Raw genomic sequence first — 24,634 nt, 5'->3', positions numbered from 1 at the left:
GCAATGCAAGTCCTACTGGATGCGGCTCACACTGATGCCGCGCTGCCCGAGGTAATCCTGCACGCTGTTCTCGCCGGCGAGGTGTCCGGCACCGACTGCCATGAAGGCAGTTCCAGGCGTATCCAGACGCTCGTCGATCCATCCGGCCCAATTGGCATTGCGCTGGTGGAAGAGGCGCGCGGTGACCAGGGGATCGGACGCATTGGCTTCCTGCAGCATATTGCCAAGCGCCTCCGCATCGCCTTCGGCCCATTCGGCGATGATGCTGTCGAGCATCGCGATGCCGGCTTGCGGGTCCTCGACCGTCTGCAAGAGGAAAGCGATCTGGTTTTCCATCGGCAGTTCATCGAAGATCGACAGCTGGAAATCGACGGTTTCCAATGCGACCCTTTCGGTGCCCTCGGCCACGGTTGCCTCGAGCACTTTTTCCACGCCGTTCTCGCCGTCATAGCCTGCCGATTGCAGCAGGATCTGGGCGATGTTGATCGCTGCGAACCACGGCTCCAGCGGGTCGAGCGCCTCGGCGGGAATGCCGAGCTTGGCGATGCCTGCCTCGAACTTCGCCTGCTGCTCGTCGGTCATCACGCCGCGCAGGGTGCGTCCGTCGTTGAACATGCCCTTGGCGGCAATCGTCTGGCCCATCGATGCAAGGACTTCCGGGGTCATATCGACTTCGGTGACCAGCGAGCCGCTGCTGTCGAGCGCCGCCTTTACCGGGCCGCTGTACCAGTCGACCTCCGCGGGCAGGGCATGGACGGTGCCGAAGATATAGATCGTCGTATCTTCGTCCGCGACTTTCCAGAGCGCGGGGCCTCTCTCTGCCGCAAGTTCGGCAGCCGCTTCTTCCGCGACTGCTGCAACAGCAGCTTCGTCGGGCAGGGTCGAGCAGGCCTGTAGGGCGAAGAGGGTGAGACCGGCGGCCGTTGCCCGGAAAAATTGCTTGGCTTTCATTTGGCATCCTTTCGAAAGGTAGACCTGTTGCTTGGGCACCAGGAGAATCTGCGACACTTGAAGACCGGCGGTGTCGACTTGGTCGGATTACTGGATTCGCTTCACCTCGAGGCCGCGTTCACTGAGCATCGACTGCACCGAGACATCGCCGGCAAGATGTGCTGCACCCACTGCCAGCAGTATGCTGCCGGGTTGATCGAGGCGGTTTTCCAGCCAGACGGTCCATTTCGCGTTGCGGTTCTCCAGGAGTACTCGCTCGACCTCGAGGCCGAATTCGCTATCGCCAAACCCAAGATCGCTCAGGTCAGAGGTTTCACCCTGTGCCCAGTCGTGCTCGCTCTGGAAGGGGGCGATAGTTTCGGCAGGCTCTACGCTTTCCTCTTCCTCTACGCCGAGCGTGTCGATCGATCCGCCATCCCATGCGGCGAGATCCTCTTCGAGTTCTTTGATGAGCAGGTCCTCGTCGATTGCGAGGAGCGAGCGCAAGACGTCGAGCGAATCCTCGATCGACCCGATCGGCTTTCCGGCCGCGGCGAATTCCGCCTCCAGCACGGTCTCGACGCCGTATTCATGCTCCGACCCTTGCGCCTCCATCATCTCGAGACCCGCGCCGAACATCGCGAGGAGGGGCGGAGTGAGATCGAATTGTTCCTGCGGAATGCCCGCAAGCTGACCGAGCTTGAGCCATTTCTCGCCCGATTCAGGGGTGAGCCGCTGTGATGTGGGTGTCCTCGTGTCGGCATCGGCCATCAGTTCGGCGAAGAATGTCTGCATGCCCGCATCGGAATCGGCGTCGCTGGTTTCCACCACCAGCTCGTCGACTTCTCCGACGATCCGGTCGAAGACGCCGTTGCGCCATTTGAAGCCTTCGGGAAGCACGTGGATCGTGCCGAACATGTAGATCTTGGTGTCTTCGTCTTCCAGCAGCCAGATGGCCGGGGCAGGTTCGTAATCCTGGACGACCGGATCGGGCTTGCGAAGCGTGTAGGGCGTCACGATCCCGGCATTACGGATCGATTTTTGCTCCTGCGGCGCTTCGATAACGCTATTGTCCTGCGCCCAGGCAGGGCTGGTCATCGGCACAAGCAACATTGCCGATAGTGCGACCACGAACGGTGAATTCTTCATTGGACCCCTTCAAATACTTGGGGAGACCATAAGCACGCCTATCCGGAAGCGCAATTGTCGCTGCATTGCGGCATTGACCCGTTTTCGCCCTTGCGCCATTGCGCCGCTCCATGGACCGTAATCCGCAAAAATCCTTCCAGGACATGATCCTTGCGCTCCACGATTTCTGGAGCGCGAACGGGTGCCTTATCCTGCAGCCCTACGACATGCGTATGGGCGCGGGCACCTTCCACACCGCCACCACGCTGCGCGCGCTGGGGCCCGAGCCGTGGAACGCGGCCTTCGTGCAGCCCTGCCGCCGTCCGACCGACGGCCGCTATGGCGAGAACCCCAACCGGCTGCAGCACTATTACCAGTACCAGGTCATCCTGAAGCCGAGCCCGGCGAACATCCAGGACCTGTATCTCGAAAGCCTGCGCGTGATCGGTATCGATCCGCTCAAGCACGATATTCGCTTCGTGGAAGACGACTGGGAAAGCCCGACGCTGGGAGCGTGGGGCCTTGGCTGGGAAGTCTGGTGCGACGGGATGGAAGTCACCCAGTTCACCTATTTCCAGCAGATGGGCGGCTTCGACTGCAAGCCGGTCGCAGGCGAGCTGACCTACGGCCTCGAACGCCTCGCCATGTATATCCAGGGCGTCGACAACGTCTACGATCTCGACTTCAACGGGAAGGGCGTCACCTATGGCGACGTCTTCCTCGAGAATGAGAAGCAGATGTCGAAGTGGAACTTCGAGGTCGCCGAGACAGACGCGCTGTTCGACCTGTTCAACAAGGCCGAGGCCGAGTGCAGGAACGCGCTCGCGCACAACGTCCCCATCGCTGCTTACGAGCAGGCAGTGGAGGCCAGCCACATCTTCAACCTGCTGCAGGCGCGCGGCGTGATCAGCGTGCAGGAACGCGCCAGCTACATGGGCCGCGTCCGCGACCTCGCTCGCGGGGCTTGCGAAGCGCATATGGAAAAGGAAGCGCCCGTGTGGGCCGAGAAATATCCGGAGTGGTCGAAATGAGCGACTTCCTCCTCGAACTGCGCAGCGAAGAGATCCCGGCCCGTATGCAGGCTGGCGCGCGCGCCGAACTCGAAAAGCTGTTTCGCCGAGAGCTGGACGCTGCCGGTGTCACGACGGGCGAGATCACCGTCTGGTCGACCCCGCGACGCCTTGCGCTGATCGCGCGCGGTCTGCCCGAAGCTACCGAGGCCGTCAGCGAAGAACTGAAAGGCCCTCCGGTTGGCGCGCCCGATCAGGCTATCGACGGTTTCTGCCGCAAGGCGGGCGTCGAAAAGGGCGATCTCGAAGCGCGCGACGTGAAGGGCAGGGCGACCTACTTCGCGGTGAAGAACGTGCCCGGCCGCGCGACTAAGGACCTGCTCGCCGAAGCGATCCCCGCGATCATCCGCGATTTTTCATGGCCAAAGTCGATGCGCTGGGGCGCTGCCTCGATCAGCACCGAGAGCCTGCGCTGGGTCCGCCCGCTCTCGGGCATCGTCGCACTGCTGGGTGACGATGTGGTCGAATGCGAGGTGCATGGCGTCACCTCCGGCTCGGTCACGCTCGGCCACCGCTTCCACCACTCGGGCGACATCACCATCGGCAATGCCGACGATTACGCAATGAAGCTGCGCGCCGGTCATGTCATAGTCGACCATCAGGAACGGCAGGACGTTATCCGCTCGGGCGCTACCAAGGTTGCCGCCGAGGCAGGTCTCAAGCTGGTCGAGGACGAGGGTCTGGTGATCGAGAACGCCGGCCTCACCGAATGGCCCGTGCCGCTGCTCGGGCGCTTCGAGGAAGATTTCCTCGAAGTGCCGCCGGAGACGATCCAGCTCACCGCCCGCGTGAACCAGAAGTATTTCGTCTGCGAAGACGACGTTGATGGTTCGGGGGCGAAACTCGCCAACGCCTTCATCTGCACCGCCAATATCGAAGCTGAAGACGGCGGCGCACGCGTGGTCGACGGCAACCGCAAGGTCCTCGCCGCCCGCCTGTCCGACGCGCGTTTCTTCTGGGACGTCGACCGCAAGAAGAATCTCGCCGAGCACGCCAAGGGTCTGGAGCGCATCACTTTCCACGAGAAGCTGGGCACCGTCGCCGACAAGGTCGACCGCGTGGCGAAGCTGGCCGACTGGCTGGTCTTCGACGCCAAGGCTCCGAACGGAGATCACAAGCTTGCGCGTCAGGCTGCGGAGCTCAGCAAGGCCGATCTCGTCACCGAAATGGTCGGCGAATTCCCTGAACTGCAGGGTCTGATGGGCGGCTATTACGCGAAAGCCGAAGGTCTGCCGGTCGAAGTCGCGGAGGCGATCCGCGATCACTACAAGCCGGTTGGTGCGAGTGACGAGGTGCCGACCGCGCCGACTACCGTAGCTGTCAGCCTTGCCGACAAGCTCGACAACCTGCTCAGCTTCTTCAAGATCGACATCTTGCCAACCGGTTCGAAGGATCCCTTTGCGCTTCGCCGTGCTGCTCTAGGCTACCTGCGTCTGGTGCAGGCGAACGAACTCAAGCTCTCGCTGGACGAAGTCGTCCATGCCTGGGCGAGCAAGCCGATGCCCAAGCTCGCCGAAAAGCTGGCGGACTTCCTGCTCGACCGTCTTGCCGTACAATTGCGCGACGAGGGCGTGCGCCACGATTATGTGCAAGCTTCGCGCAGTTGGCGCGGGCGGCCCGACCAGCGCATCGACCGCGTCGAAGCGCGGGCAAGGGCGCTCGCGGCTTTCCTCGGCAGCGAAGACGGCACCAACCTCCTCGCAGGCTACAAGCGCGCGGCCAACATCCTCAAGAAGGAAGACTGGCACGGCATCGAAGGCGAGATCGCCCGGACCGGCGAGGAAGACCCGCTGGCGCTGGTCGACGATCCCGATATGCGCGCCGTCGTCGAAGCCAAGATGGCCGAGCGCCACGCGAAAGAGCTTTCCTACGAAGCAGAGCCTGCCGAAAAGGCCCTGATGGATGCTCTGGCGAAATCGGAACCGGCGGCCTCGCAAGCCATTGAGGCGGAAGACTTCTCAGGCGCTATGGCCGCGCTGGCCGCCCTTCGTGCACCGATCGACCGCTTCTTCGATGAAGTGACGGTAAATGCAGATGAAGAAAACAAGCGGGCACATCGTCTGGACTTGCTTGCAGCTTTTCGTGCTGCGGTGCACAAAGTGGCCGACTTCTCTCGAATAGAGGGATAGTTTCCCGGCGAGTGTCAACTTCGGCAATCGCCCGAAAAACCCCGGATTATCGGTGGTTTGCGGCTCGAGATTATGGGTGACCGACTGTCACCTTTGTCAAGTTTGAAGGATTTTTGCGTGACGGAAACAGTCTTCACCTTCGGCGGAAACGCACCGCATACGAATGCAAGGCAGAAGGACAAAACCGTGACAGGTGGCAAGGGCGCAAACCTTGCCGAAATGGCCAGCATCGGCCTGCCGGTCCCTCCCGGCTTCACCATCGCGACCGAGGAATGCCTCAAGTATCTCGCGGGCGGCAGCGACTTCAGCGAGAAGCTGCGCAGCGATGTTGCCGAAGCGCTGAAGCATGTCGAAGCGACCGTGGGCAAGGGCTTCGGTGATGCGTCGGACCCGCTGCTGGTCTCGGTCCGTTCGGGCGCGGCAGTGTCGATGCCCGGCATGATGGATACAGTCCTCAACCTCGGCCTCAATGACGAGACGGTTGAAGGCCTCGCCAGGACCAGTGGCGACGAGCGTTTCGCCTGGGACAGCTACCGCCGCTTCATCCAGATGTACGGCGACGTCGTGCTCGGCGTCGATCACGGGCTGTTCGAGGAAGCGCTCGAGATCGCCAAGGAAGACAATGGCTATTACGCCGACACCGAGCTTTCCGCCGAAGAGTGGAAGAAGCTGGTTGCCGAGTACAAGTCCATCGTCGAGCAGGAACTGGGCATGCCGTTCCCGCAGGACCCGATCGAGCAGCTGTGGGGCGCTATCAGCGCGGTCTTCGACAGCTGGGATACAGAACGCGCCAAGGTCTATCGCCGGCTGAACGACATTCCGCACGACATGGGCACTGCCGTGAACGTGCAGGCGATGGTCTTCGGCAATATGGGCGACACCAGCGCAACCGGCGTTGCCTTCACCCGCGATCCCTCGACAGGCGAGAAAGCCTATTATGGCGAGTGGCTGGTCAATGCGCAGGGCGAGGATGTGGTCGCGGGTATCCGTACACCGCAATATCTCACCAAGGCAGCGCGCGAGAATGCCGGAGCCGAAAAGCCGAGCATGGAAGAAGCCATGCCCGAAGCCTTTGCCGAACTGGCGCGTCTCTTCGACCTGCTCGAGCGGCACTATACCGACATGCAGGACATCGAGTTCACCGTGCAGCAGGGCAAGCTCTGGCTGCTGCAGACGCGCAACGGCAAGCGCACGGCCAAGGCCGCGCTCAAGCTGGCGGTCGACATGGTGGGCGAAGGGCTGATCGACGAAAAGACCGCGATCCTGCGCGTCGATCCGATGGCGCTCGACCAATTGCTTCACCCGACGCTCGATCCCGATGCGCCGCGCGATGTGATGACGACCGGACTTCCGGCATCGCCCGGTGCGGCAAGCGGCAAGATCGTACTCGATGCGGATACGGCAGAACTGTGGGCCAATCGCGGCGAGAAGGTCATCCTCGTCCGTGTCGAAACCAGTCCGGAAGACATTCACGGCATGCATGCTGCAACCGGCATCCTTACCGCGCGTGGCGGCATGACCAGTCACGCGGCAGTGGTTGCTCGCGGGATGGGCCGCCCCTGTGTCTCGGGCGCCTCGCAGGTCTCGATCGCGCGGGAGGGGCGCACGCTCACCATCGGCAATCGCGAGCTGAAAGAGGGCGACACGATCACCATCGACGGCGCGAACGGCCAGGTCATGGCGGGCGAGGTCGCGACGATCGAACCCGAGCTCGCCGGCGATTTCGGGACGCTGATGGAATGGGCCGACAAGCATCGCCGCATGCGCGTCCGCACCAATGCCGAGACCGAGAACGACTGCCGCATGGCACGCCAGTTCGGGGCCGAGGGTATCGGCCTGTGCCGGACCGAGCACATGTTCTTCGACGCCGACCGCATCAGCGCGGTGCGCCAGATGATCCTCGCCGATGACGAGGCAGGCCGCCGCGATGCGCTCGCCAAGCTGCTGCCGGAACAGCGCGCCGATTTCGTCAAGATTTTCGAGGTGATGACGGGCCTGCCGTGCACGATCCGCCTGCTCGACCCGCCGCTCCACGAATTCCTGCCGCATGGCGATGCCGAGTTCGAGGAACTGGCCACCGCCACCGGCAAGAGCGTCGAGCAGCTGAAGCGCCGCGCGGGCGAATTGCACGAATTCAACCCCATGCTCGGGCATCGTGGCTGCCGCCTCGGGATCACCTATCCCGAGATCTACGAGATGCAGGCGCGCGCGATCTTCGAGGCGGCTTGTGAAGTCGCAAAGAACAGCGGCGAAGCGCCGGTGCCCGAGGTGATGATCCCGCTGGTGGCGACGCGCAAGGAGCTCGAATTGCTCAAGGCCGTGGTCGACCGCGTTGCAGGTGAGGTCTTCGAAGCTTCGGGCTGCCAGGTCGACTACCTCGTCGGCACGATGATCGAATTGCCGCGCGCTGCGCTGATGGCGGGCGAGATTGCCGACGTGGGCGAGTTCTTCAGCTTCGGCACCAACGACCTCACGCAGACGACGCTTGGCGTAAGCCGTGACGATGCTGGCCGCTTCCTGACCGATTATGTCGACAAGGGCATTTTCGCCCGCGACCCCTTCGTCAGCCTCGATATCGACGGGGTGGGGCAGCTGGTCGAGCTCGCCGCCGAACGCGGCCGCAAGACCCGCGGCGATATCAAGCTTGGCATCTGCGGAGAACACGGCGGCGACCCGGCCAGCATCGCCTTTTGCGAACAGACCGGTCTCGACTACGTCAGCGCCTCGCCCTACCGCGTGCCGATCGCCCGGCTTGCAGCAGCGCAAGCCAGTCTTCGCTAGTTCTTCCAGCCGGTTAGGGTGAGAATCTCGAAAGTTTCGATCACCCGATCCTGCGCATTGGCGGCCGTCAGGAAGGCCGTTCTGGCCCTCTCGAGCGCGGCCTTACCGAGTGGCGGAGCAGGGCGGGCGAGGCTAGATCCAAGGCCTTGATCGCGCAGGTCCGAGACAAGCCGGTCAAGCGAGCCGAACGATACCTCGAGGCTGTGGCTGTCGACCACCTGTCGCTTGAACAGGGCACGCCGCATCAGCGCGGATGCGGCTGAATTGTCCACGAGCGGGTGCATGCGGGCCGCGGGCCTGTCGGGCTCTGCCGCAATCATTGCGCGGCGCAGGTTTGCCAGGCTTCCCGCCCCAATAATGCTGGCGATCATGATCCCATCGTCCGCCAGGGCACTGCGCATGTGGAGGAGTGCGCCCGGCAAGTCATTGACGCGGTCCAGCGAGGCCAGGCTGACGATCAGGTCGAACGGAGCACCCTCGAGTGGCAATTCCTCGTCGATCGTTCGCACGCTTCCCTCGACGACATCGGATCCCCGTCCCCGCAATGACAGCGCGAGGGTATCGGTCCAGTCGCCGATCACGAGAACCCGGGCAGGTTCGAAGCGCATGAACTCGAGCCGGTCGAGTACATCTTCGACCATGTCCTGAAGGACATAGCGCGCCGCATCGCGCTGTGACTGTCGAACGAGCGCGCGGCGGAGGCCGGCGCGGCGGCGGGTGCGACTGAAGATGCGGGGTGGGGCCTGCGAATCCATGCGGCGGGACCTGCCGTGCTTGCATCGACCTTGCAAGCGGTGCAGCAAGACCTTGTGGGGAGAGTAACCAAACTGCGCCGGACCATCGGGGAGGGAATCGCTCCGCTCGTCGATCTCGTTTACCCGCCGAGGTGCCCTGCCTGTGGCGAGAGTGTCGGCGAACACGGCGGGCTTTGTGCGGAGTGCTGGTCGGGCCTCGCGATTCCCGGAGACCCGAGCTGCGCAAGCTGCCAGCGTCCTTTCGGCGAGAGCGGTCCGCAGGGGGAAGCGATCTGCGCACCCTGCCTTGGCTCCCCGCCGCCACATGACGGTATCGCCGCCGGAACCCTGTATACCGACACCTCGCGCAAGCTCGTGCTCGCATTCAAGCATGGCAAGAGGATCGCGCTGGCGCCTTTGTTGGCCCGCATGATCAGCGCGCGCCTTCCCAATAGCGAGGAGGAGCATTTGATCGTGCCGGTGCCGCTGCACCGCTGGCGCCAATGGCAAAGAGGTTTCAATCAGGCGGCGCTGCTCGCCCGCGAACTGGAAAAGCTCGGCTGCGGAGAATTGCTTGTCGATGGTTTGAGGCGGACGAAGCGGACTCCGAGCTTAGGCGGAATGGGAGCGAAGGCCCGGGCCAAGGCCCTTTCAGGCGCGATCGAGGTTGCTAAACCATCGGCAGTCAAAGGACGGCACATCGTGCTGGTCGATGACGTGTTGACGAGCGGTGCGACCAGCACGGCATGTGTGAAGGCACTAAGGCGGGCAGGGGCGAAGTCCGTGGTGATCGCGTGCTTTGCACGGGTTCTCGATGAGGCGTTGGAGCACGCTGCATAAGCGAAACGCCCGGAGTCCGAAGACCCCGGGCGCCACGTGACGAAATTCACCGGACCTGTCTTGCGACGTTGGTGCTTGCCCCCCAGCTAGCACCAGGCCCTATCCCTCATCGTTACCGGGTGCGCCGCACTTAAACCCCCATGCGGCTGCGGACCCGGGACCCCCTGAACCTGGCACTCTGTTGGCACCACATGTTCCGGTGGACAGGCCTCACATGACCTGTGAGAGCGTTCTCTCCCAAATCGGTCATTCCTCCAACAGACTTGTGGCCCTATGTTCGATTTCGAGACCCGCTTGTGGTTATCCTGCAACAAGATGTCGTAAATATACAAAATCCGGAGCCAACATTGTCCGAGACGCAATCAGATCGCGAAAGCGGCACGCAGTTCATACCGAAGTTCGACGACAAGGGCCTGTTGAGCGCCGTCGTTACCGATGCCGAATCCGGTAGGGTCCTGATGGTGGCATTCATGGATGAAGAAGCACTCTCCGCCACGCAGCAGACTGGTGAAGCGCACTTCCACTCCCGCTCTCGCGGCAAGCTTTGGAAGAAAGGAGAGAGCTCGGGGAACGTCCTCAAGGTGGAAGAAATGCTCGTCGATTGCGACCAGGATGCGATCGTCCTGCGGTGCCGGCCTGCCGGGCCCACCTGCCATACGGGCGCGACCAGCTGTTTCTATCGCAGGCTGGAAGACGGCATTCTCCAACCCGTCAAGTCTTGACGCTTACGTAAACGTTGCACTATGCAGGCGGCATGAATCAGCCGCTTCCAAACGCCGACAAGGATCGCCGCCACGCCGGCGCGCATCTCGATCGGCCCGACAAGCTTGAGCGCGAACAGTTTTCGATCTCGGACCTCACCAGCGAGTTCGGCTGCACGGCGCGTGCGTTGCGTTTCTACGAAGACGAAGGGCTGATTGCCCCGTCGCGCGTGGGGCTGACCCGCATCTATTCCAAGCGCGATCGTGCGCGTCTCGCATGGATCATGCGCGCCAAGAATGTCGGCTTCTCGCTGACCGAGATCCGCGAGATGATCGATCTCTACGATCTCGATGACGGGCGGGCCGAACAGCGCCGCGTCACGCTCGAAAAATGCAGGAAACACGTCGCGAAGCTCAAGGCGCAGCGCGCGGACATCGACAGTTCGATCAAGGAACTGTCGGAGTTCATCTCGCTCGTCGAAGACCAGATCGACTGAACCGAAAAGCCTCCCCGGCGAGTTGCCGCCTTAACGACACTCTCTCCAAGGACCTATAATGCCCACCTACACTGCTCCTACCCGTGATACGCGCTTCATCATCAATGAAGTCCTCGAGCTTGGAAACTACAGCAACCTTCCCGGTTTCGAGATGGCGACCGACGATGTGACCGATGCGGTCATCAACGAAGGCGGAAAATTCTGCGCCGAGGTTCTCGCCCCGCTCAACCGCGTCGGCGACGAACATGGCTGCGTACGCAATGACGATGGTTCGGTCACGACACCTCCGGGTTTCAAGGAAGCTTTCGACCAGTTCCGCGAGGCGGGCTGGGGCACGCTCGCCCATGCGGAAGAATTCGGCGGACAGGGCATGCCGCACGTCCTCGGCTTCGTGATGGAAGAATTCATCTCGAGCGCCAACCAGGCCTTCGGTATGTATCCCGGCCTCACCAATGGCGCGATCTCGGCGCTGGTTGCCAAGGGCTCGGACGAACAGAAGGCGATGTACCTGCCCAAGATGGTTTCGGGTGAGTGGACCGGCACCATGAACCTGACCGAGCCGCATTGCGGCACCGACCTCGGCATGATCCGCACCAAGGCCGAACCGCAGGGCGACGGCAGCTATTCGATCACCGGTACCAAGATCTTCATCTCGGCCGGCGAACACGACATGAGCGAGAACATCATCCACCTGGTTCTCGCCAAGACCCCAGGCGCGCCCGACAGCACCAAGGGCATCTCGCTCTTCGTGGTGCCCAAGTTCATCGTGAACGAGGATGGCACCCCGGGCGAGCGCAACGGCGTCATGTGCGGCTCGATCGAGCACAAGATGGGCATCCACGGCAACTCGACCTGCGTGCTCAACTATGACGGCGCGAAGGGCTGGATGGTCGGCGAAGAGAACAAGGGTCTCGCAGCCATGTTCATCATGATGAACGCCGCGCGCCTCGGCGTCGGCATCCAGGGCCTCAGTCAGGCTGAAGTAGCGTACCAGAACGCGGTCGCCTATGCGCTCGACCGCCGCCAGGGCCGCGCCCTGACCGGTCCGGCAGAGCCCGAGGCGCAGGCCGATCCGATCTTCGTCCACCCCGATGTTCGCCGCATGCTGATGGACGCTAAGGCCTTCACCGAAGCCATGCGTGCTCTGGCCCTGTGGGGCGGCCTGCTGGTCGACCTGACGCACAAGGCCTCGAGCGAAGAAGAGCGTGAGCAGGCCGACCTCCTGCTCGGCCTGATGACCCCGGTCATCAAGGGCTATGGCACGGACAAGGGCTATGAAGTCGCCACCAACATGCAGCAGGTCTTCGGCGGCCATGGCTACATCGAGGAATGGGGGATGAGCCAGTTCGTTCGCGACGCGCGTATTGCCCAGATCTACGAAGGCACCAACGGCGTGCAGGCGATGGATCTTTGCGGCCGCAAGCTCGCCCAGAAGGGTGGCGCGGCAGTGCAGGCCTTCTTCAAGCACGTGGGCGATGAAATCGCCGCTGCGAAGGAAATCGATGAACTCAAGGACATGGCAGAGCAGCTCGAAAAGGCTCTGGGCCAGCAGCAGGCTGCAACCATGTGGTTCATGAACAATGCCATGCAGAACCCGAACCACCTCGGCGCGGGCGCGCATCACTACATGCACATCATGGGCATCGTGACCCTCGGCCTGATGTGGCTGAAGATGGCCAAGGTCGCCGTTGCCAAGGTAGACAGCGCCGGCGACGAGAAGGCATTCTACGAGCAGAAGATCGCGACCGCGCGCTACTACATGGATCGCTACCTCCCCGATGCCAGCGCACTGCGTCGCAAGCTCGAAGCGGGCAGCGACAGTCTGATGGCGCTGGGCGAGGACGCATTCGCGACCGCCGCTTAAGCATCGGATTACAGCAACAAGAAAGGGCGCCCCCGCTAAGGGAGGCGCCCTTTTCTTTTGTCCGGCGTCTTCTACTCGGCAGCGACGTCGGGCTCGGCCACTTCTTCCGGCTTCACATAGGTGTCGAACCAGTCGATCATTTCGGCCAGCGTGTGGAGCACGCTTTCGCGGCCGCGATATCCGTGGCTCTCATGCGGAAGCATGACGAGGCGTGCCGTCCCACCCGTTCCCTTGATCGCTGCAAACATGCGTTCCGACTGTTGCGGGAACGTGCCCGAGTTGTTGTCCTTCTCGCCGTGGATCAGGAGCATGGGCTCGTTGATCTTGTTGGCGGCCATGAATGGCGACAGCTTGTAGTAGGTTTCCGGCGTGTCCCAGAAGATGCGGCGCTCGGACTGGAAGCCGAACGGCGTCAGCGTGCGGTTGTACGCGCCCGACCGGGCGATGCCGGCACGGAAGATGTCGCTCTGCGCGAGCAGGTGCGCGGTCATGAATGCGCCATAGCTGTGACCGCCGACACCGACACGTTTTCCATCTCCGAAGCCGCGGCGCACGGTCTCGTCGACAGCAGCCTGGGCCGAGGCGACAATCTGTTCGATGAAGGTGTCGTTCACGGTCTCCGGATCGTCACCGATCACCGGCATCGCGGCACGGTCGAGCACGGCATAGCCCTGCATGAGGAAGAAGAGGTGCGAATAGCCCCCGACACGGGTGAAGCGATATTTGGAATCGCGGACCTGTCCGGCCGTCGCAGCATTGTTGAACTCGCGCGGGTAGGCCCAGACGACAACAGGCAGCTTGTCGCCTTCCTTGTAGTTCGGAGGCAGGTAGAGCGTTGCTGTCAGGTCGACACCGTCGTCGCGCTTGTAGGTGATCAGCTCTCGCTCGATGCCGCTCAATTCGGGGTGCGGATCGGGGAAATTGGTCACGAAGCGGGCCGCGGCGCCTTCGTGAAGGCGGAAATTGCCGGGGTTTGTGGGGCTTTCGTAATAGGTGATGAAGCGATCGGCGCTATCGCCGGCAAGGTCGATCACATATTCGAAGTTTTCGCCCACGTTGCGCCACAGCTCGGTGGTCTCGGTTGTCGCGATGTCGAAACGGCGGAGGAAGGGGCGGTAGCCATCGGGGCTTGCGCCCATGCCGGACAGCAGCATGGTCCCGTCTTCGACCTTGGCGACGCCGTAGCCGGCTTCGTTGCGAACGAAGATCGGATTGCCCGGATCGGCATAGGCGTCCTGCACATTGCGCAGGTTGAGCACACGCGGTGCATCGTTGCCTGTCACGTCGGTCAGCGTCTGGCGGACTTCGCGGGTGTCGCGGTCGTAATCGATCAGGATGATGTCGTCTGTATCCTCCATCCCGAACCAGCCCGAATAGCGGTCTTCGAGCTTCGCAATTTCGCGCGGAGAACCGTCGAACGGGGCGGAAAGCGTGAAGACAGCGTCGCGCACATCGGTTTCGACCCGCGGATCGCCGCCATCCTGCGCCTCGGCCCAGAGAAGGAGCGACCCCTCGTTGGGATGCCATCCGACCGAACGTCGTCCTGTCGGCACACCCTGTACCGGGAGGTTATCGGCAAGGGGTTGCTCGGCAATCGTCTGCAGCAACTTGCCATCTGCGGTGAATACGGCAGTCGTCGTCGGGAAACGGTAATAGGGAACCTGATAGGAGAAGGGCTTCTCCAGCCAGCTGGCGAGGAGATACTTTCCATCAGGCGAGGGCGCGATTCCCGTATAGATCCGTGCGGGCAGCACATTGCGTGCCTTGCCGCTTGCCGGGTCGATCAGCTTTGGCTGGCTGGTGACGAGCCATTCGAAGGTCGCCTCGTCATGCGCGTCTTTGAGCAAGTCCTGATAGGTACGCGTCTGGGCTTCTTCCCCGCCGGTCGCATCCTGGATCGCGGGGCCGACCGGTGTGAGGCTTTCGACGGGCTTGGCACCGCGTCCTTCGGGAATGGTTAGGACCAGAAGCTCGCCACCGGGCGTCCAGCGCGGTTCTGCAAAAATGGCATTCACGCCATTGCGCATGACCGTCTTCGCCCGGCCGCTCGCAATGTCGAGGACCATCAGCGCCATTCCATCGGCCATCGTATTGGTGAACACGATCTGCGACCCGTCGGGCGACCAGTTCATGTCCGAAATGTCGGCATTGGCAGGAAGAGCGACGCGGCGCACTTCGCCGGTCTCGATGTCCTGCAGCGACAGGCCGACGACATTGCGCGGATTGTGCCGATCGTTGATCGCGGCATCGAGCCGAAGGCCGGCCAGACGCTCCATCGGCTTTGCAAGTTCGGAGACGGGTGGAAGCGCCTCGCGCTCCATCAGCAACATCGTCTTGCCATCGGGCGAGATCATCACGCCGGGCGAGGGCGCGCGGGTAACGATGTCGGCAATCGCGGCAGGCGGCGTATCGTAGGCCGTCTGAGCAGCGAGCGGAGTTGCGACGGTAGCTACGGCAAGCGCCGCGAGGCTGACGAAATTCTTCATGGGGCAGTCCCTCCCAGTTCCCTAACCTTCAATGGGTTAGCGAGAAAAAGGAGGGGCTGCCAATACCTTGGTGGTCGGATGACGACCGTTCGTAGAAAACGTTTCTATTCGGTCGGAAGGAAATCCGGCACCGACAGGTAACGCTCGCCCGTATCGTAATTGAAGCCCATGACCCGCGAACCGGCGGGTAGTTCGGGCAGCTTCTTGGCGATGGCCGCGAGCGTCGCGCCGCTCGAGATGCCGATAAGAAGCCCTTCCTCTGCCGCGCAACGGCGCGCCCATTCCTTGGCATCCTCAGGTTCGACCTGGATCGCACCGTCGATTGCCTGGGTGTGCAGGTTTGCCGGCAGGAACCCGGCACCGATACCCTGGATCGGGTGCGGACCGGGCTGGCCGCCGCTGATGACAGGGGAGAGCGTGGGTTCGACCGCATAGGCCTTCATGTCGCTCCACGATTCCTTGAGCACTTCGGCGCAGCCGGTGAGGTGACCGCCGGTGCCCACGCCCGTGATCATCACGTCGATCGGGCTGTCGGCGAAATCGGCGAGGATTTCCTTGGCCGTGGTGCGCTTGTGCACCTCGTAATTCGAAGGATTGTCGAACTGGCTCGGCATCCATGCGCCCTCGGTCTGCTCGACCAGTTCCTGCGCACGTTCGATCGCGCCCTTCATGCCCTTTTCCTTGGGCGTGAGGTCGAAGGTCGCGCCATAGGCCAGCATCAGGCGGCGGCGTTCGAGGCTCATGCTTTCGGGCATGACCAGCACGAGCTTGTAGCCCTTGACGGCGGCGGCCATGGCGAGGCCGATCCCGGTGTTGCCGCTGGTCGGCTCGATGATAGTGCCACCCGGCTTGAGCTTGCCTGATTTCTCCGCATCTTCGACCATGGCAAGGCCGATGCGGTCCTTGATCGAGCCGCCCGGATTGGCGCGCTCGCTCTTCACCCAGACCTCGTGATCCGGGAACAGGCGCGAGACGCGGATGTGCGGGGTGCCGCCGATGGTTTCGAGGACGGACTGGGCTTTCATGGGATCTGCTCCTGCAGTTTATTCTCTGGGGTCTCTTCTACCAATTCATCGGGCGGATCGAAGGTCCGCGTCGTGCGCAGCACAGGAAAAACCCGGCTCCACAAGGCGACCGTCGCGATCGCGCCCGCACCGCCGCTGACGACGGCTGCAACAGGACCTATCGCATATGCGAGGCTCCCGGAAAAGAAGTCGCCGAATTCGTTGGAAGCGCTGATCGTAAGCAGGCTGACCGAAGACACGCGGCCGCGCTTGTCGTCGGGTGTGTGAAGTTGGATCAGCGACTGGCGGATATAGACGCTGAACATGTCCGCCGCACCGACGATGAAGAGCATCGCGAGGCTGAGCGGCATCGAAGTCGAAAAGCCGAACACGATGGTCGCGAGTCCGAATATCGCGACAGCCCAAAGCATCTTCGGGCCGACATTGGTCTTGAGTGGCTTGAACGAGAAATACAGCGCGGTGAGCGCAGCGCCGACGGCCGGTGCCATTGCCAGCTGCGCCAGGCCGGTCTCGCCAACCTCGAGAATATCACGAGCATATACGGGGAACAGCGCGGTGGCCCCAGCGAGGAACACGGCGAACAGGTCCAGCGTGATCGCGCCGAGCACCATCTTGGTCTTCACCACGTAGCGCAGGCCCTCGACCATGGCGTGGATCGGGCGCTGGTTCTGGGGGCGGGGCGGTTGAGGCACCTTGCCGATGAACGAGAGCGAGGTGATCGACACCACAAACAGCGCGAAGGCAGCAATGTAGGGAAGCGCCGGAACAAGGGCGTAGAGATAACCGCCCAGCGCAGGACCGACGATCATCCCCACCTGCCACGAGATGCTCGACAGTGCGATCGCATTGGGCAGGATCGACTTGGGAACGAGGTTGGGGGCGAGGGCGGAGAGCGCAGGTCCGGCAAAGGCCCGTGCGATCCCCAGCAGGATTGCGATGCCGAAGATCCACGTCAGCGCCACCTGCTCGGTCCATGTCAGCCATGCCAGCAAGGCCGCGCAGATCATTTGCAGCATGACGGTCAGACGGCCCAGATTGCGCCTGTCGAAATGGTCGGCGGCCCAGCCCGAAAACGGCGTCAGCAGGAAAAGCGGGACGAATTGGAGCAAGCCGATCAGGGCGAGCTGGCCCGACGCCTCGGCCACTCCCATGCCGCCATCGCGCGCGATATTGTAGGTTTGCCAGCCGATGATCAGCATCATCGCATATTGGGCCAGTGTCATGGTCAGTCGCGCGACCCAGTAGGCGCGGAAGTTCGCTATGCCCAAGGGATGTTGGCGCGGCGATGTGTCGGGCGAGGGTTCGGCTGCGGAATTCACGCCAGACGCATGACAGGCGCCCCTTCGGTTGTGAAGAGACGCCTGCTTTTTCGTTCAGAAACGAATGTTGGCTGTCAGCGCATCTTCCGCAAGCGCGGATTGGGCTGGATCGTGTCGATCAGCGACAGGAAATCGTCGACGCGGATAATGCGTTCGAACTGGAAGCCTGCGCGATTGTCGCGGCACCAGATGCAATATGCCTCGATACGGCCGATGACCGGCAGTCGAACCACGATACGCTCGCCACGATTGATCGACTGCGCATCGTCGATCATGAAACCGTTGGCAGAGATATTCGCGATATGCATGCGCATGTCGCCCTTGCCGAAATGCTCGGCAATGACGGGGTGGTCGACCGGGTGGCGCGCCATCCGGCGCTGGTCGGTTACGCTGAGTTGTGCTCCGGCGCTCATGCGGTGTGAACCCTTTTAATGTTCTCGTGACCCGCCACTTATTGCCGCACAAAGGCTGATAATTGGTAAACCGCTCGGTCAGATTTTCGCAAAAGGGTTAACCAAGCGCTTGTCATCGCCGGATAATCGCGTGCTTCTTCTTGCCAAGGGAAAGCTTGGTTTCACCGCCTTTGGGCACCTCGACCAGATAGCCGGGATCGGTGACGGTTTCGCCATCGAGCTTCACTGCATTTTCTGCCAGCTTGCGTTTTGCCTCCTTGCCGGAAGAGCAAAAGCCGAGCCCGGTCAGCACCGCGCCGATACGCATGCCTTCGGCACCCACCTCGAGCGAGGGGAGGTCTTCACCGGCACCGCCGCCGGCGAATGTTTCCGCAGCGGTCTTCTCCGCCGTCTCGGCAGCCTCGCGGCCACGGACCAGCGCGGTGACCTCGTTCGCGAGGACTGTCTTGGCCTGGTTGATATCCGCACCCTCGAGCGCTTCGAGGCGTGCGATCTCGTCGAGCGGCAGGTCGGTAAAGAGGCGCAGGAAGCGGCCCACGTCGCGGTCGTCGACATTGCGCCAGTACTGCCAGAAATCGTAACTCGGCAGCTGCGCATCATTCAGCCAGACTGCACCCGCAGCCGTCTTGCCCATCTTGGCGCCGTCGGCGGTGGTCAGCAGCGGCGTGGTGAGGCCGAAGAGCTCGCGCCCGTCCATCCTGCGGGCGAGTTCCATGCCGTTGACGATATTGCCCCACTGGTCGCTTCCGCCCATCTGCAGGCGGCAATCATAACGCTGCGCCAACTCGCGGAAGTCGTACGCTTGCAGGATCATGTAGTTGAATTCGAGGAAAGTCAGCGGCTGTTCGCGATCAAGCCGCAGTTTCACCGAATCGAAGGTCAGCATCCGGTTGACCGTGAAATGCGGGCCGACATCGCGCAGCAGTTCGATGTAGCCGAGCTGGCTGAGCCATTCGTCATTGTTGACCATTACGGCATCGGTCGGACCGTCGCCGAAGGTCAGCAGGCGTTCGAAGACCTTACGGATACCGGCGATGTTGGCATCGATATCGTCATCGGTGAGCATCTTGCGGCTTTCGTCCTTGCCGGAAGGATCGCCGACCTTGGTCGTCCCGCCGCCCATCACCACGATCGGCTTGTGACCGGCCTGCTGCAGGCGGCGCAGCATCATGATTTGCACGAGGCTACCCACGTGAAGGCTGGGCGCAGTGGCATCGAAGCCGATATAGCCGGGCACGACCTGCCGCGCGGCAAGGGCGTCTAGTCCTTCCGCATCGGTAATCTGATGGATATAGCCGCGCTGTTCGAGCAGACGCAGGAGTTCGGATTTGTAGGTGCTCATGATGAAGCGCCCGCTAGCATGGGGATTCGCAATTGGAAACGCATGAACTGGTAGTGCATCCTGCCTATCCGCCGTTGGAGGTGTCGAAGGTCCATGCGAGCATCATTTCGCGCGATGCAAACTGGCTTCGCCTGCGCTGGCGTATCGATGGAGCGGCGAAGCTGGTGGTTCCGGCATTTGCCGGTAAGGGAAGGGCGGACGAGCTCTGGCGCGCGACGTGCTTCGAACTCTTCCTGATGCCGCGCGGTGGCGACGCCTATAGCGAGTTCAACCTCTCTCCATCGGAGCGCTGGGCGGCGTATGATTTCTCTTCCTATCGCGACGGCATGGAAAACCGTCCATCGCCGCGCGAGCCGGACTGCACCATGCGGAAGGGCAGCAGTTTCGCGATCTTCGATGCTGCCATTCCCGCAGGCGCTATTCCGGTCGAAGAATGCGAGGCCGGTTTGACCTGCGTTCTGGAAGAAGAGGGTGGTATCAAGAGCTTCTGGGCGCTCTGTCATCCACAGGAGCAACCCGATTTCCACGATCCGGCTTGCTTCACCGTCCAGCTTGCGGCACCGAGCGCTGCATGAAATTCGGTATCGACCGCCTTCTCACCCAAGACGATCTGCGCGCCCCATTAGAGGGGAAACGTGTATCTCTTGTCGCCCATCCGGCTTCTGTCACCGCCCAGCTTGATCATTCGCTGGATGCCCTGATCGCAAAGGGGGTGAACGTCACCTCGGCCTTCGGACCGCAGCACGGTCTCAAGGGCGACAAGCAGGACAACATGGTCGAGACGACGGACGAGATCGATCCGCGCTACGACATTCCCGTTTTCAGCCTGTACGGTGAAGTGCGCCGGCCCACCGGCCAGTCCATGTCGACGGCGGACGTGTTCCTGTATGACCTCCAGGACCTCGGCTGCCGGATCTACACTTTCGTCACGACACTGCTTTACCTGCTCCAGGAAGCTGAGAAGGCGGGCAAGTCTGTGTGGGTGCTGGACCGGCCGAACCCCGCGGGCGGCCCGGTGGAGGGAACGCTGCTGCTGCCCGGGCAGGAAAGTTTCGTCGGCGCGGCTCCGATGACCATGCGTCACGGGATGACCATGGGCGAGATGGGCCACTGGTTCGTCGACCATTTCAAGCTCGACGTCGATTACCGGGTGATCGAGATGGAAGGCTGGAAGCCGGGCAAGTCGCCCGGTTACGGATGGCCCGAAGATCGCGTCTGGATCAATCCGAGCCCCAATGCCGCAAGCCTCAACATGGCGCGGGCCTATGCCGGGACCGTCATGCTCGAAGGCACGACGCTGAGCGAGGGGAGGGGAACGACACGCCCGCTCGAAATCCTGTTTGGTGCGCCCGATATCGATGCGGGCGCAGTGCTGGCAGAGATGAAAGCCATGTCACCGGTGTGGCTGCGCGGCTGTCATTTGCGCGAATGCTGGTTCGAGCCGACCTTCCATAAACACGCAGGTACGCTGTGTAACGGGTTGATGATTCACGCAGAAGGCCCGTTCTACGATCACCACGAATTCAAGCCGTGGCGTCTCCAGGCGCTGGCCTTCAAGGCGATCCGCAAGCTCTATCCCGATTACGAAATCTGGCGCGATTTCCCCTACGAATACGAGTTCGACCGGCTCGCTATCGATGTCATCAACGGCGGTTCATCACTGCGCGACTGGGTCGACGACAGCGAGGCCGAACCGGGTGATCTGGAAGCGATCGCCAGCACCGACGAACAGGAATGGCGCGAAACAATTGCGCCGCATTTGATCTACGGGTGAGGGCAGCACTTCGATGAAAATATTCGTCACACTAGTCCCGATTTTAGCGGCATCTTCTGCGACAGCTGGCCAACCCGTGGCCGAGCACGGCGAGCCGCCGATCTTGGAATCGAAGGGCGAAGCTCCGGGCGATCGCATCTTTAAGCAAACCTTTACGGCCGACGAGCAGCAGCTATCGCTCGACCATCTGACGGTCGCCGACATGTACAGCATGTTCGGAGCTAATGGCGGGAGCATCGCGGCACATACCGTCAGGATGCGCTGTCGATTGGGGGCTGACGGGCAAGTTACGCCCTACACCTGTTCGCCCAGCGAGAGCGAGGAGCCGAACATCCTGGCGGTCATCCGCGTTCCGAAGTTCGAGGAACGTCTGGTTGGCCTGCCGGCATTTCGCCCCCTTGGGGAGCAGAGCGGCGACAAGTGGGAATTCTATCGTTTTGTCGAATTCGACCTCGCGGTGCCTGAGGTATCGAGCGGCCCGATCGACCTCACCTCCGGGCCGTTGGTCGATCACAAACAGTTCCTCGATTACATAACTGACGAGTACAAGCACCTGTCCTATCCGGCGCGGGCACTCCGGAGAGGGCTTTCAGGCGTTCAAACTCTCGAGTGTCAGATCCAGATGGACACCTCGGTTATTTGCAGATCGATCGACTTCACCGTTCCTGAAGCCCATGGCATTTTCGCCGCAGCCACAAAGCGCTTCTTCCGGAACGCTCGGATCAGCAGCAAGCTGGACGACGGCAGCGACCAGCGTGGTGCGCGGTTCCGGGTACCGATCAGGTGGTCTTTGCCAAGTTAGCTGTGATCATTGGGCCTCATGGTCGTGTGAGACAGCTAGATCGGATCGCGCCGCTTATCCCTGCTTGCGGCTCAATTCGCGCATCGCGTCGTCCAATCCGTCGAGAGTGAGCGGGTACATGCGGTCGTTCACGATCCGCTTCATCACCTTGGTCGACTGGGAATAGCCCCACTGCTTTTCAGGTACGGGGTTGAGCCAGACGGTCGCGGGATAGGTGTTGACCACACGCTGCATCCACGTGGCACCAGCTTCCTCGTTCATATGCTCGACACTGCCGCCGGGATGAGTGATCTCGTAGGGGCTCATCGCAGCATCGCCGACGAAGACGACCTTGTAGTCATGCCCGTACTTGTGGAGGATATCCCAGGTCTTGGTGCGCTCCTGCCAGCGGCGGCGGTTGTCCTTCCACACGCCTTCGTAAAGGCAGTTGTGGAAGTAGAAGAACTCGAGGTTCTTGAACTCGGTGGTCGCGGCGCTGAACAGCTCTTCCGTGATTTTGATGAAGGGATCCATCGAACCGCCGACATCGAGAAACAGCAGCAGCTTCACGGCGTTGCGCCGCTCGGGACGCATATGGATGTCGAGCCAGCCCTGCTTTGCCGTACCGTCGATGGTCGCATCGAGATCGAGCTGGTCGGCTGCACCCTCTCGCGCGAAGCGGCGCAGGCGGCGGAGCGCCATCTTGATGTTGCGCGTGCCCAGTTCCTTGGTGTTGTCGAGGTTCTTGAACTCGCGCTTGTCCCACACCTTGATGGCGCGCTTGTGCCTGCTTTCGCCGCCGATCCGCACGCCTTCCGGGTTGTAGCCCGAATTGCCGAAGGGTGACGTGCCCCCCGTGCCGACCCACTTGTTGCCGCCCTGGTGGCGCTTTTCCTGTTCTTCGAGCCGCTTCTTGAGCGTCTCCATGATCTCGTCCCAGTCGCCCAGGCTCTTGATCTTCTCCATCTCTTCTTCGGAGAGGAATTTTTCGGCCACTGCCTTCAGCCAGTCTTCCGGAATGTCGACCGGGTTCTGGCCGTAATCGGTCATTATGCCCTTGAAGACCTTGGAGAAAACCTGGTCGAAACGATCCAGCAGCCCCTCGTCTTTCACGAAGGTCGCGCGCGATAGGTAGTAGAAGCTCTCGGGCGACTGGCCGATCACTTCCTTGTCGAGCGCCTCCAGCAGGGTGAGGTGCTCCTTGAAGCTGGCGGGGATGCCCGCGGCGCGCAGTTCATCGACGAAGTTGAAAAACATGAACTCTCACTAAGCAATCCGAGGCCGCGAGGCCAGTGGCAATCTGCAACTTGCCGTCTGGCGAACAGCCCGCTGCTGTAAATTTCCGACAGTCTTAAGCGCTCGGTAACCATTATTCCGTAGTGACCACGCTGCAAAAGACCAAAGGGGGTCCGCGAATATGGAACTGAATGCGATCGATGCGCGGGGAGCATCGGCCCTGGACAAAATTCCCGAGGCTTGCGGCAAGGTAACCGTCGGCTGCTCGGATGTCGCAGGTATCGTACAGGCCGTGATCGACAGCTCGGGCGTCCTGCGCGCCGAGCATATCGAACTTCAGGGTACCGTGAAGGAACTGGAGGCGGACCAGCGCAAGGTCGCCGAAGCCAGCGATGAAGCGCGCATCCTTTCCGCACGGGCCATCGAGCGCCTGGGGCAGGGCACCAGCCAGATCCAGTCGTCACTCCAGCAGATCACCGACCTGCTCGATCTTGTCGAAACGCTTGCCACCCACGTCACCGGCTTTGCCGCCGCGATGGACCAGGTGAAGCGCTGTTCGCAGGATATCGAGCAGATTGCAGAAACCACCAACATCCTCGCCCTGAACGCGACCATCGAAGCGATGCGTGCAGGTGAAGCCGGCAGGACCTTCGCGGTCGTGGCGAACGAGGTGAAGACGCTTGCCGGAGAAACCCGCAAGGCGACGGACGAGATCTCGGACGTTATCGAGACGCTGGGCTCCGAAGCATCGACCGTGATTGAACGGATCGAAGCAGGCGCCAAGGCATCGAACGAGGCCAAGACCTCGGTCGCGAGCATCGATGCAACGATCGCCGGCGTCAGCCAGCTGGTCGAGGAAGTCGATCAGCAGAATGACCAGATCACCCGTGCAACGGGCATGATGACCGAACACGTCGACCGTGTTTCCAACGTGCTTGAAAGCTACGACCGGGCCGCCAACGAGAACGAACAGCGTCTGGAGACCGCACACGAGCGGATCGAGGAACTCGAACTCACCGCCAGCGAAATGTTCGACCGCATAGTCCAGGCCGGCCTCTCGCCGCAGGACAGCGCCATGGTCGAAGCAGCACAGAAGCGTGCGCGGGAGGTCGAGGAGCTGGCCGAACAGGCAATCGCCGACGGCAGGCTCACGCTCGACCAGCTGTTCGACCAGAACTACGTCGAAATCCCGGGAAGCAATCCGAAGCGTTATCGCACCGGCTTGATGGACTGGGCGCATGACAACTGGCGCGCCGTGCTCGACGGGGCAGCCGAGGGCGATCCTCGCGTGATGGCCGCAGCATGTACCGACATGAAGGGCTACCTGCCGACGCACTTGAGCAAGTGCTCGCAGAAGCCGACCGGCGATATCGACCACGACACAAAGTTCGTTCGCAACGGTCGCATGATCCTCGACACGATCGACCAGCGCGCCAAGGAAAGCCAGGCTCCCTACATGATGGCCGTGTACCGTCAGGAAAACGACGGTCGCACCTATCGGGTGGTCCGCAACGTCTACGTTCCGGTCACGATCAAGGGCCGCCGCTGGGGCGATTTCGAACTCGCCTACAGCTTCGGCTGATT

At 62.0% G+C, this 24,634-nt stretch carries 20 protein-coding genes; 11 read left to right on the top strand and 9 right to left on the bottom strand.

What is annotated here, in order from left to right:
* Positions 1-12 precede the first annotated feature (12 nt).
* Complete coding sequence (locus tag K3136_RS01780; RefSeq protein WP_221431223.1) at positions 13-951, bottom strand: TraB/GumN family protein; 939 nt, start codon at positions 949-951, stop codon at positions 13-15.
* Between the two features lie 87 nt (positions 952-1,038).
* Positions 1,039-2,079 (bottom strand): TraB/GumN family protein, encoded by a 1,041-nt coding sequence (locus K3136_RS01775; protein WP_221431222.1) that lies wholly within the window; start codon positions 2,077-2,079, stop codon positions 1,039-1,041.
* 110 nt (positions 2,080-2,189) lie between these two features.
* Here K3136_RS01775 and K3136_RS01770 point away from each other — a divergent pair, with 110 nt between their 5' ends.
* The 3 genes from K3136_RS01770 to ppdK all read left to right on the top strand — a co-directional run bounded on the left by K3136_RS01770 (position 2,190) and on the right by ppdK (position 8,038).
* Positions 2,190-3,089, top strand: coding sequence for a glycine--tRNA ligase subunit alpha (locus K3136_RS01770; RefSeq protein ID WP_221431221.1), 900 nt, complete (start codon positions 2,190-2,192; stop codon positions 3,087-3,089).
* The gene (gene glyS, locus K3136_RS01765; protein ID WP_221431220.1) at positions 3,086-5,257 is read left to right on the top strand and encodes a glycine--tRNA ligase subunit beta; all 2,172 of its coding nucleotides are present in this window, start codon (positions 3,086-3,088) and stop codon (positions 5,255-5,257) included. The genes K3136_RS01770 and glyS overlap by 4 nt, the downstream gene beginning before the upstream one ends.
* Positions 5,258-5,329: 72 nt before the next feature.
* The gene (ppdK, locus tag K3136_RS01760; RefSeq protein ID WP_425594357.1) at positions 5,330-8,038 is read left to right on the top strand and encodes a pyruvate, phosphate dikinase; all 2,709 of its coding nucleotides are present in this window, start codon (positions 5,330-5,332) and stop codon (positions 8,036-8,038) included.
* On the opposite strand, the gene K3136_RS01755 is transcribed toward ppdK, so the two are convergent.
* Entirely contained in the window at positions 8,035-8,793 is a 759-nt protein-coding gene (locus K3136_RS01755; RefSeq protein WP_221431218.1) for a class I SAM-dependent methyltransferase, read from the bottom strand. The two genes, ppdK and K3136_RS01755, sit on opposite strands and share 4 nt — an antisense overlap.
* A 15-nt stretch (positions 8,794-8,808) precedes the next feature.
* Here K3136_RS01755 and K3136_RS01750 point away from each other — a divergent pair, with 15 nt between their 5' ends.
* The 4 genes from K3136_RS01750 to K3136_RS01735 all read left to right on the top strand — a co-directional run bounded on the left by K3136_RS01750 (position 8,809) and on the right by K3136_RS01735 (position 12,674).
* Positions 8,809-9,612 (top strand): double zinc ribbon domain-containing protein, encoded by an 804-nt coding sequence (locus K3136_RS01750; RefSeq protein WP_345725179.1) that lies wholly within the window; start codon positions 8,809-8,811, stop codon positions 9,610-9,612.
* Between the two features lie 347 nt (positions 9,613-9,959).
* Positions 9,960-10,334, top strand: a complete 375-nt coding sequence (hisI, locus tag K3136_RS01745; RefSeq protein WP_221431217.1) for a phosphoribosyl-AMP cyclohydrolase — start codon at positions 9,960-9,962, stop codon at positions 10,332-10,334.
* 32 nt (positions 10,335-10,366) lie between these two features.
* Complete coding sequence (locus K3136_RS01740; protein ID WP_221431216.1) at positions 10,367-10,810, top strand: MerR family transcriptional regulator; 444 nt, start codon at positions 10,367-10,369, stop codon at positions 10,808-10,810.
* Positions 10,811-10,868: 58 nt separating this feature from the next.
* Positions 10,869-12,674 (top strand): acyl-CoA dehydrogenase C-terminal domain-containing protein, encoded by a 1,806-nt coding sequence (locus tag K3136_RS01735; protein ID WP_221431215.1) that lies wholly within the window; start codon positions 10,869-10,871, stop codon positions 12,672-12,674.
* 71 nt (positions 12,675-12,745) lie between these two features.
* Here the strand turns inward: K3136_RS01735 and K3136_RS01730 are convergent, their stop codons facing one another.
* The 5 genes from K3136_RS01730 to tyrS form a co-directional block, all read right to left on the bottom strand.
* A complete protein-coding gene (locus K3136_RS01730) occupies positions 12,746-15,160 on the bottom strand; it encodes an alpha/beta hydrolase family protein (RefSeq protein WP_221431214.1) in 2,415 nt (804 codons plus the stop codon).
* A gap of 104 nt (positions 15,161-15,264) precedes the next feature.
* Positions 15,265-16,185: a cysteine synthase A gene (gene cysK, locus K3136_RS01725; protein ID WP_221431213.1), complete on the bottom strand. Its 921-nt coding sequence runs from the start codon at positions 16,183-16,185 to the stop codon at positions 15,265-15,267.
* Positions 16,182-17,504, bottom strand: coding sequence for an MFS transporter (locus tag K3136_RS01720; protein ID WP_221431212.1), 1,323 nt, complete (start codon positions 17,502-17,504; stop codon positions 16,182-16,184). The genes cysK and K3136_RS01720 overlap by 4 nt, the downstream gene beginning before the upstream one ends.
* 74 nt (positions 17,505-17,578) lie before the next feature.
* Positions 17,579-17,917, bottom strand: coding sequence for a PilZ domain-containing protein (locus tag K3136_RS01715; RefSeq protein ID WP_221431211.1), 339 nt, complete (start codon positions 17,915-17,917; stop codon positions 17,579-17,581).
* 112 nt (positions 17,918-18,029) lie between these two features.
* On the bottom strand, positions 18,030-19,259 hold the full coding sequence (gene tyrS, locus K3136_RS01710) for a tyrosine--tRNA ligase (RefSeq protein WP_221431210.1): 1,230 nt from the start codon (positions 19,257-19,259) through the stop codon (positions 18,030-18,032).
* Between the two features lie 32 nt (positions 19,260-19,291).
* On the opposite strand from tyrS, the gene K3136_RS01705 reads away from it, so the two are divergent.
* From K3136_RS01705 to K3136_RS01695, 3 genes are read left to right on the top strand one after another with little or no spacing between them, the layout of a single operon-like run.
* Positions 19,292-19,834: a DOMON-like domain-containing protein gene (locus K3136_RS01705; protein WP_221431209.1), complete on the top strand. Its 543-nt coding sequence runs from the start codon at positions 19,292-19,294 to the stop codon at positions 19,832-19,834.
* Positions 19,831-21,033 carry an exo-beta-N-acetylmuramidase NamZ family protein gene (locus K3136_RS01700; protein WP_221431208.1) on the top strand — a complete coding sequence of 401 codons (1,203 nt, stop codon included), beginning with the start codon at positions 19,831-19,833 and terminating at the stop codon, positions 21,031-21,033. Before K3136_RS01705 ends, K3136_RS01700 begins: the two co-directional genes overlap by 4 nt.
* Positions 21,034-21,046: 13 nt before the next feature.
* Positions 21,047-21,835 carry an energy transducer TonB gene (locus tag K3136_RS01695; protein WP_221431207.1) on the top strand — a complete coding sequence of 263 codons (789 nt, stop codon included), beginning with the start codon at positions 21,047-21,049 and terminating at the stop codon, positions 21,833-21,835.
* A gap of 54 nt (positions 21,836-21,889) precedes the next feature.
* Here K3136_RS01695 and K3136_RS01690 read toward each other — a convergent pair whose 3' ends face one another.
* Positions 21,890-23,071 (bottom strand): vWA domain-containing protein, encoded by a 1,182-nt coding sequence (locus K3136_RS01690; RefSeq protein ID WP_221431206.1) that lies wholly within the window; start codon positions 23,069-23,071, stop codon positions 21,890-21,892.
* 160 nt (positions 23,072-23,231) lie between these two features.
* Between K3136_RS01690 and K3136_RS01685 the strand changes: the two genes are divergently transcribed.
* Positions 23,232-24,632, top strand: a complete 1,401-nt coding sequence (locus tag K3136_RS01685) for a methyl-accepting chemotaxis protein (RefSeq protein ID WP_221431205.1) — start codon at positions 23,232-23,234, stop codon at positions 24,630-24,632.
* Positions 24,633-24,634: the final 2 nt, after the last annotated feature.

Source organism: Qipengyuania gelatinilytica (assembly GCF_019711315.1).
GTDB lineage: Bacteria > Pseudomonadota > Alphaproteobacteria > Sphingomonadales > Sphingomonadaceae > Qipengyuania > Qipengyuania gelatinilytica.
This window is presented reverse-complemented; position numbering and strand designations above follow the sequence as displayed.

Excerpts from the sequence above, each read along its gene's own strand:
- K3136_RS01780 (WP_221431223.1), bottom strand. The coding sequence starts at position 951 with ATGAAAGCCAAGCAATTTTTCCGGGCAACGGCCGCCGGTCTCACCCTC.
- K3136_RS01775 (WP_221431222.1), bottom strand. The coding sequence starts at position 2,079 with ATGAAGAATTCACCGTTCGTGGTCGCACTATCGGCAATGTTGCTTGTG.
- K3136_RS01770 (WP_221431221.1), top strand. The coding sequence starts at position 2,190 with ATGGACCGTAATCCGCAAAAATCCTTCCAGGACATGATCCTTGCGCTC.
- glyS (WP_221431220.1), top strand. The coding sequence starts at position 3,086 with ATGAGCGACTTCCTCCTCGAACTGCGCAGCGAAGAGATCCCGGCCCGT.
- ppdK (WP_425594357.1), top strand. The coding sequence starts at position 5,330 with ATGGGTGACCGACTGTCACCTTTGTCAAGTTTGAAGGATTTTTGCGTG.
- K3136_RS01755 (WP_221431218.1), bottom strand. The coding sequence starts at position 8,793 with ATGGATTCGCAGGCCCCACCCCGCATCTTCAGTCGCACCCGCCGCCGC.
- K3136_RS01740 (WP_221431216.1), top strand. The coding sequence starts at position 10,367 with ATGAATCAGCCGCTTCCAAACGCCGACAAGGATCGCCGCCACGCCGGC.
- K3136_RS01735 (WP_221431215.1), top strand. The coding sequence starts at position 10,869 with ATGCCCACCTACACTGCTCCTACCCGTGATACGCGCTTCATCATCAAT.
- K3136_RS01730 (WP_221431214.1), bottom strand. The coding sequence starts at position 15,160 with ATGAAGAATTTCGTCAGCCTCGCGGCGCTTGCCGTAGCTACCGTCGCA.
- cysK (WP_221431213.1), bottom strand. The coding sequence starts at position 16,185 with ATGAAAGCCCAGTCCGTCCTCGAAACCATCGGCGGCACCCCGCACATC.
- K3136_RS01715 (WP_221431211.1), bottom strand. The coding sequence starts at position 17,917 with ATGAGCGCCGGAGCACAACTCAGCGTAACCGACCAGCGCCGGATGGCG.
- tyrS (WP_221431210.1), bottom strand. The coding sequence starts at position 19,259 with ATGAGCACCTACAAATCCGAACTCCTGCGTCTGCTCGAACAGCGCGGC.
- K3136_RS01700 (WP_221431208.1), top strand. The coding sequence starts at position 19,831 with ATGAAATTCGGTATCGACCGCCTTCTCACCCAAGACGATCTGCGCGCC.
- K3136_RS01695 (WP_221431207.1), top strand. The coding sequence starts at position 21,047 with ATGAAAATATTCGTCACACTAGTCCCGATTTTAGCGGCATCTTCTGCG.
- K3136_RS01690 (WP_221431206.1), bottom strand. The coding sequence starts at position 23,071 with ATGTTTTTCAACTTCGTCGATGAACTGCGCGCCGCGGGCATCCCCGCC.
- K3136_RS01685 (WP_221431205.1), top strand. The coding sequence starts at position 23,232 with ATGGAACTGAATGCGATCGATGCGCGGGGAGCATCGGCCCTGGACAAA.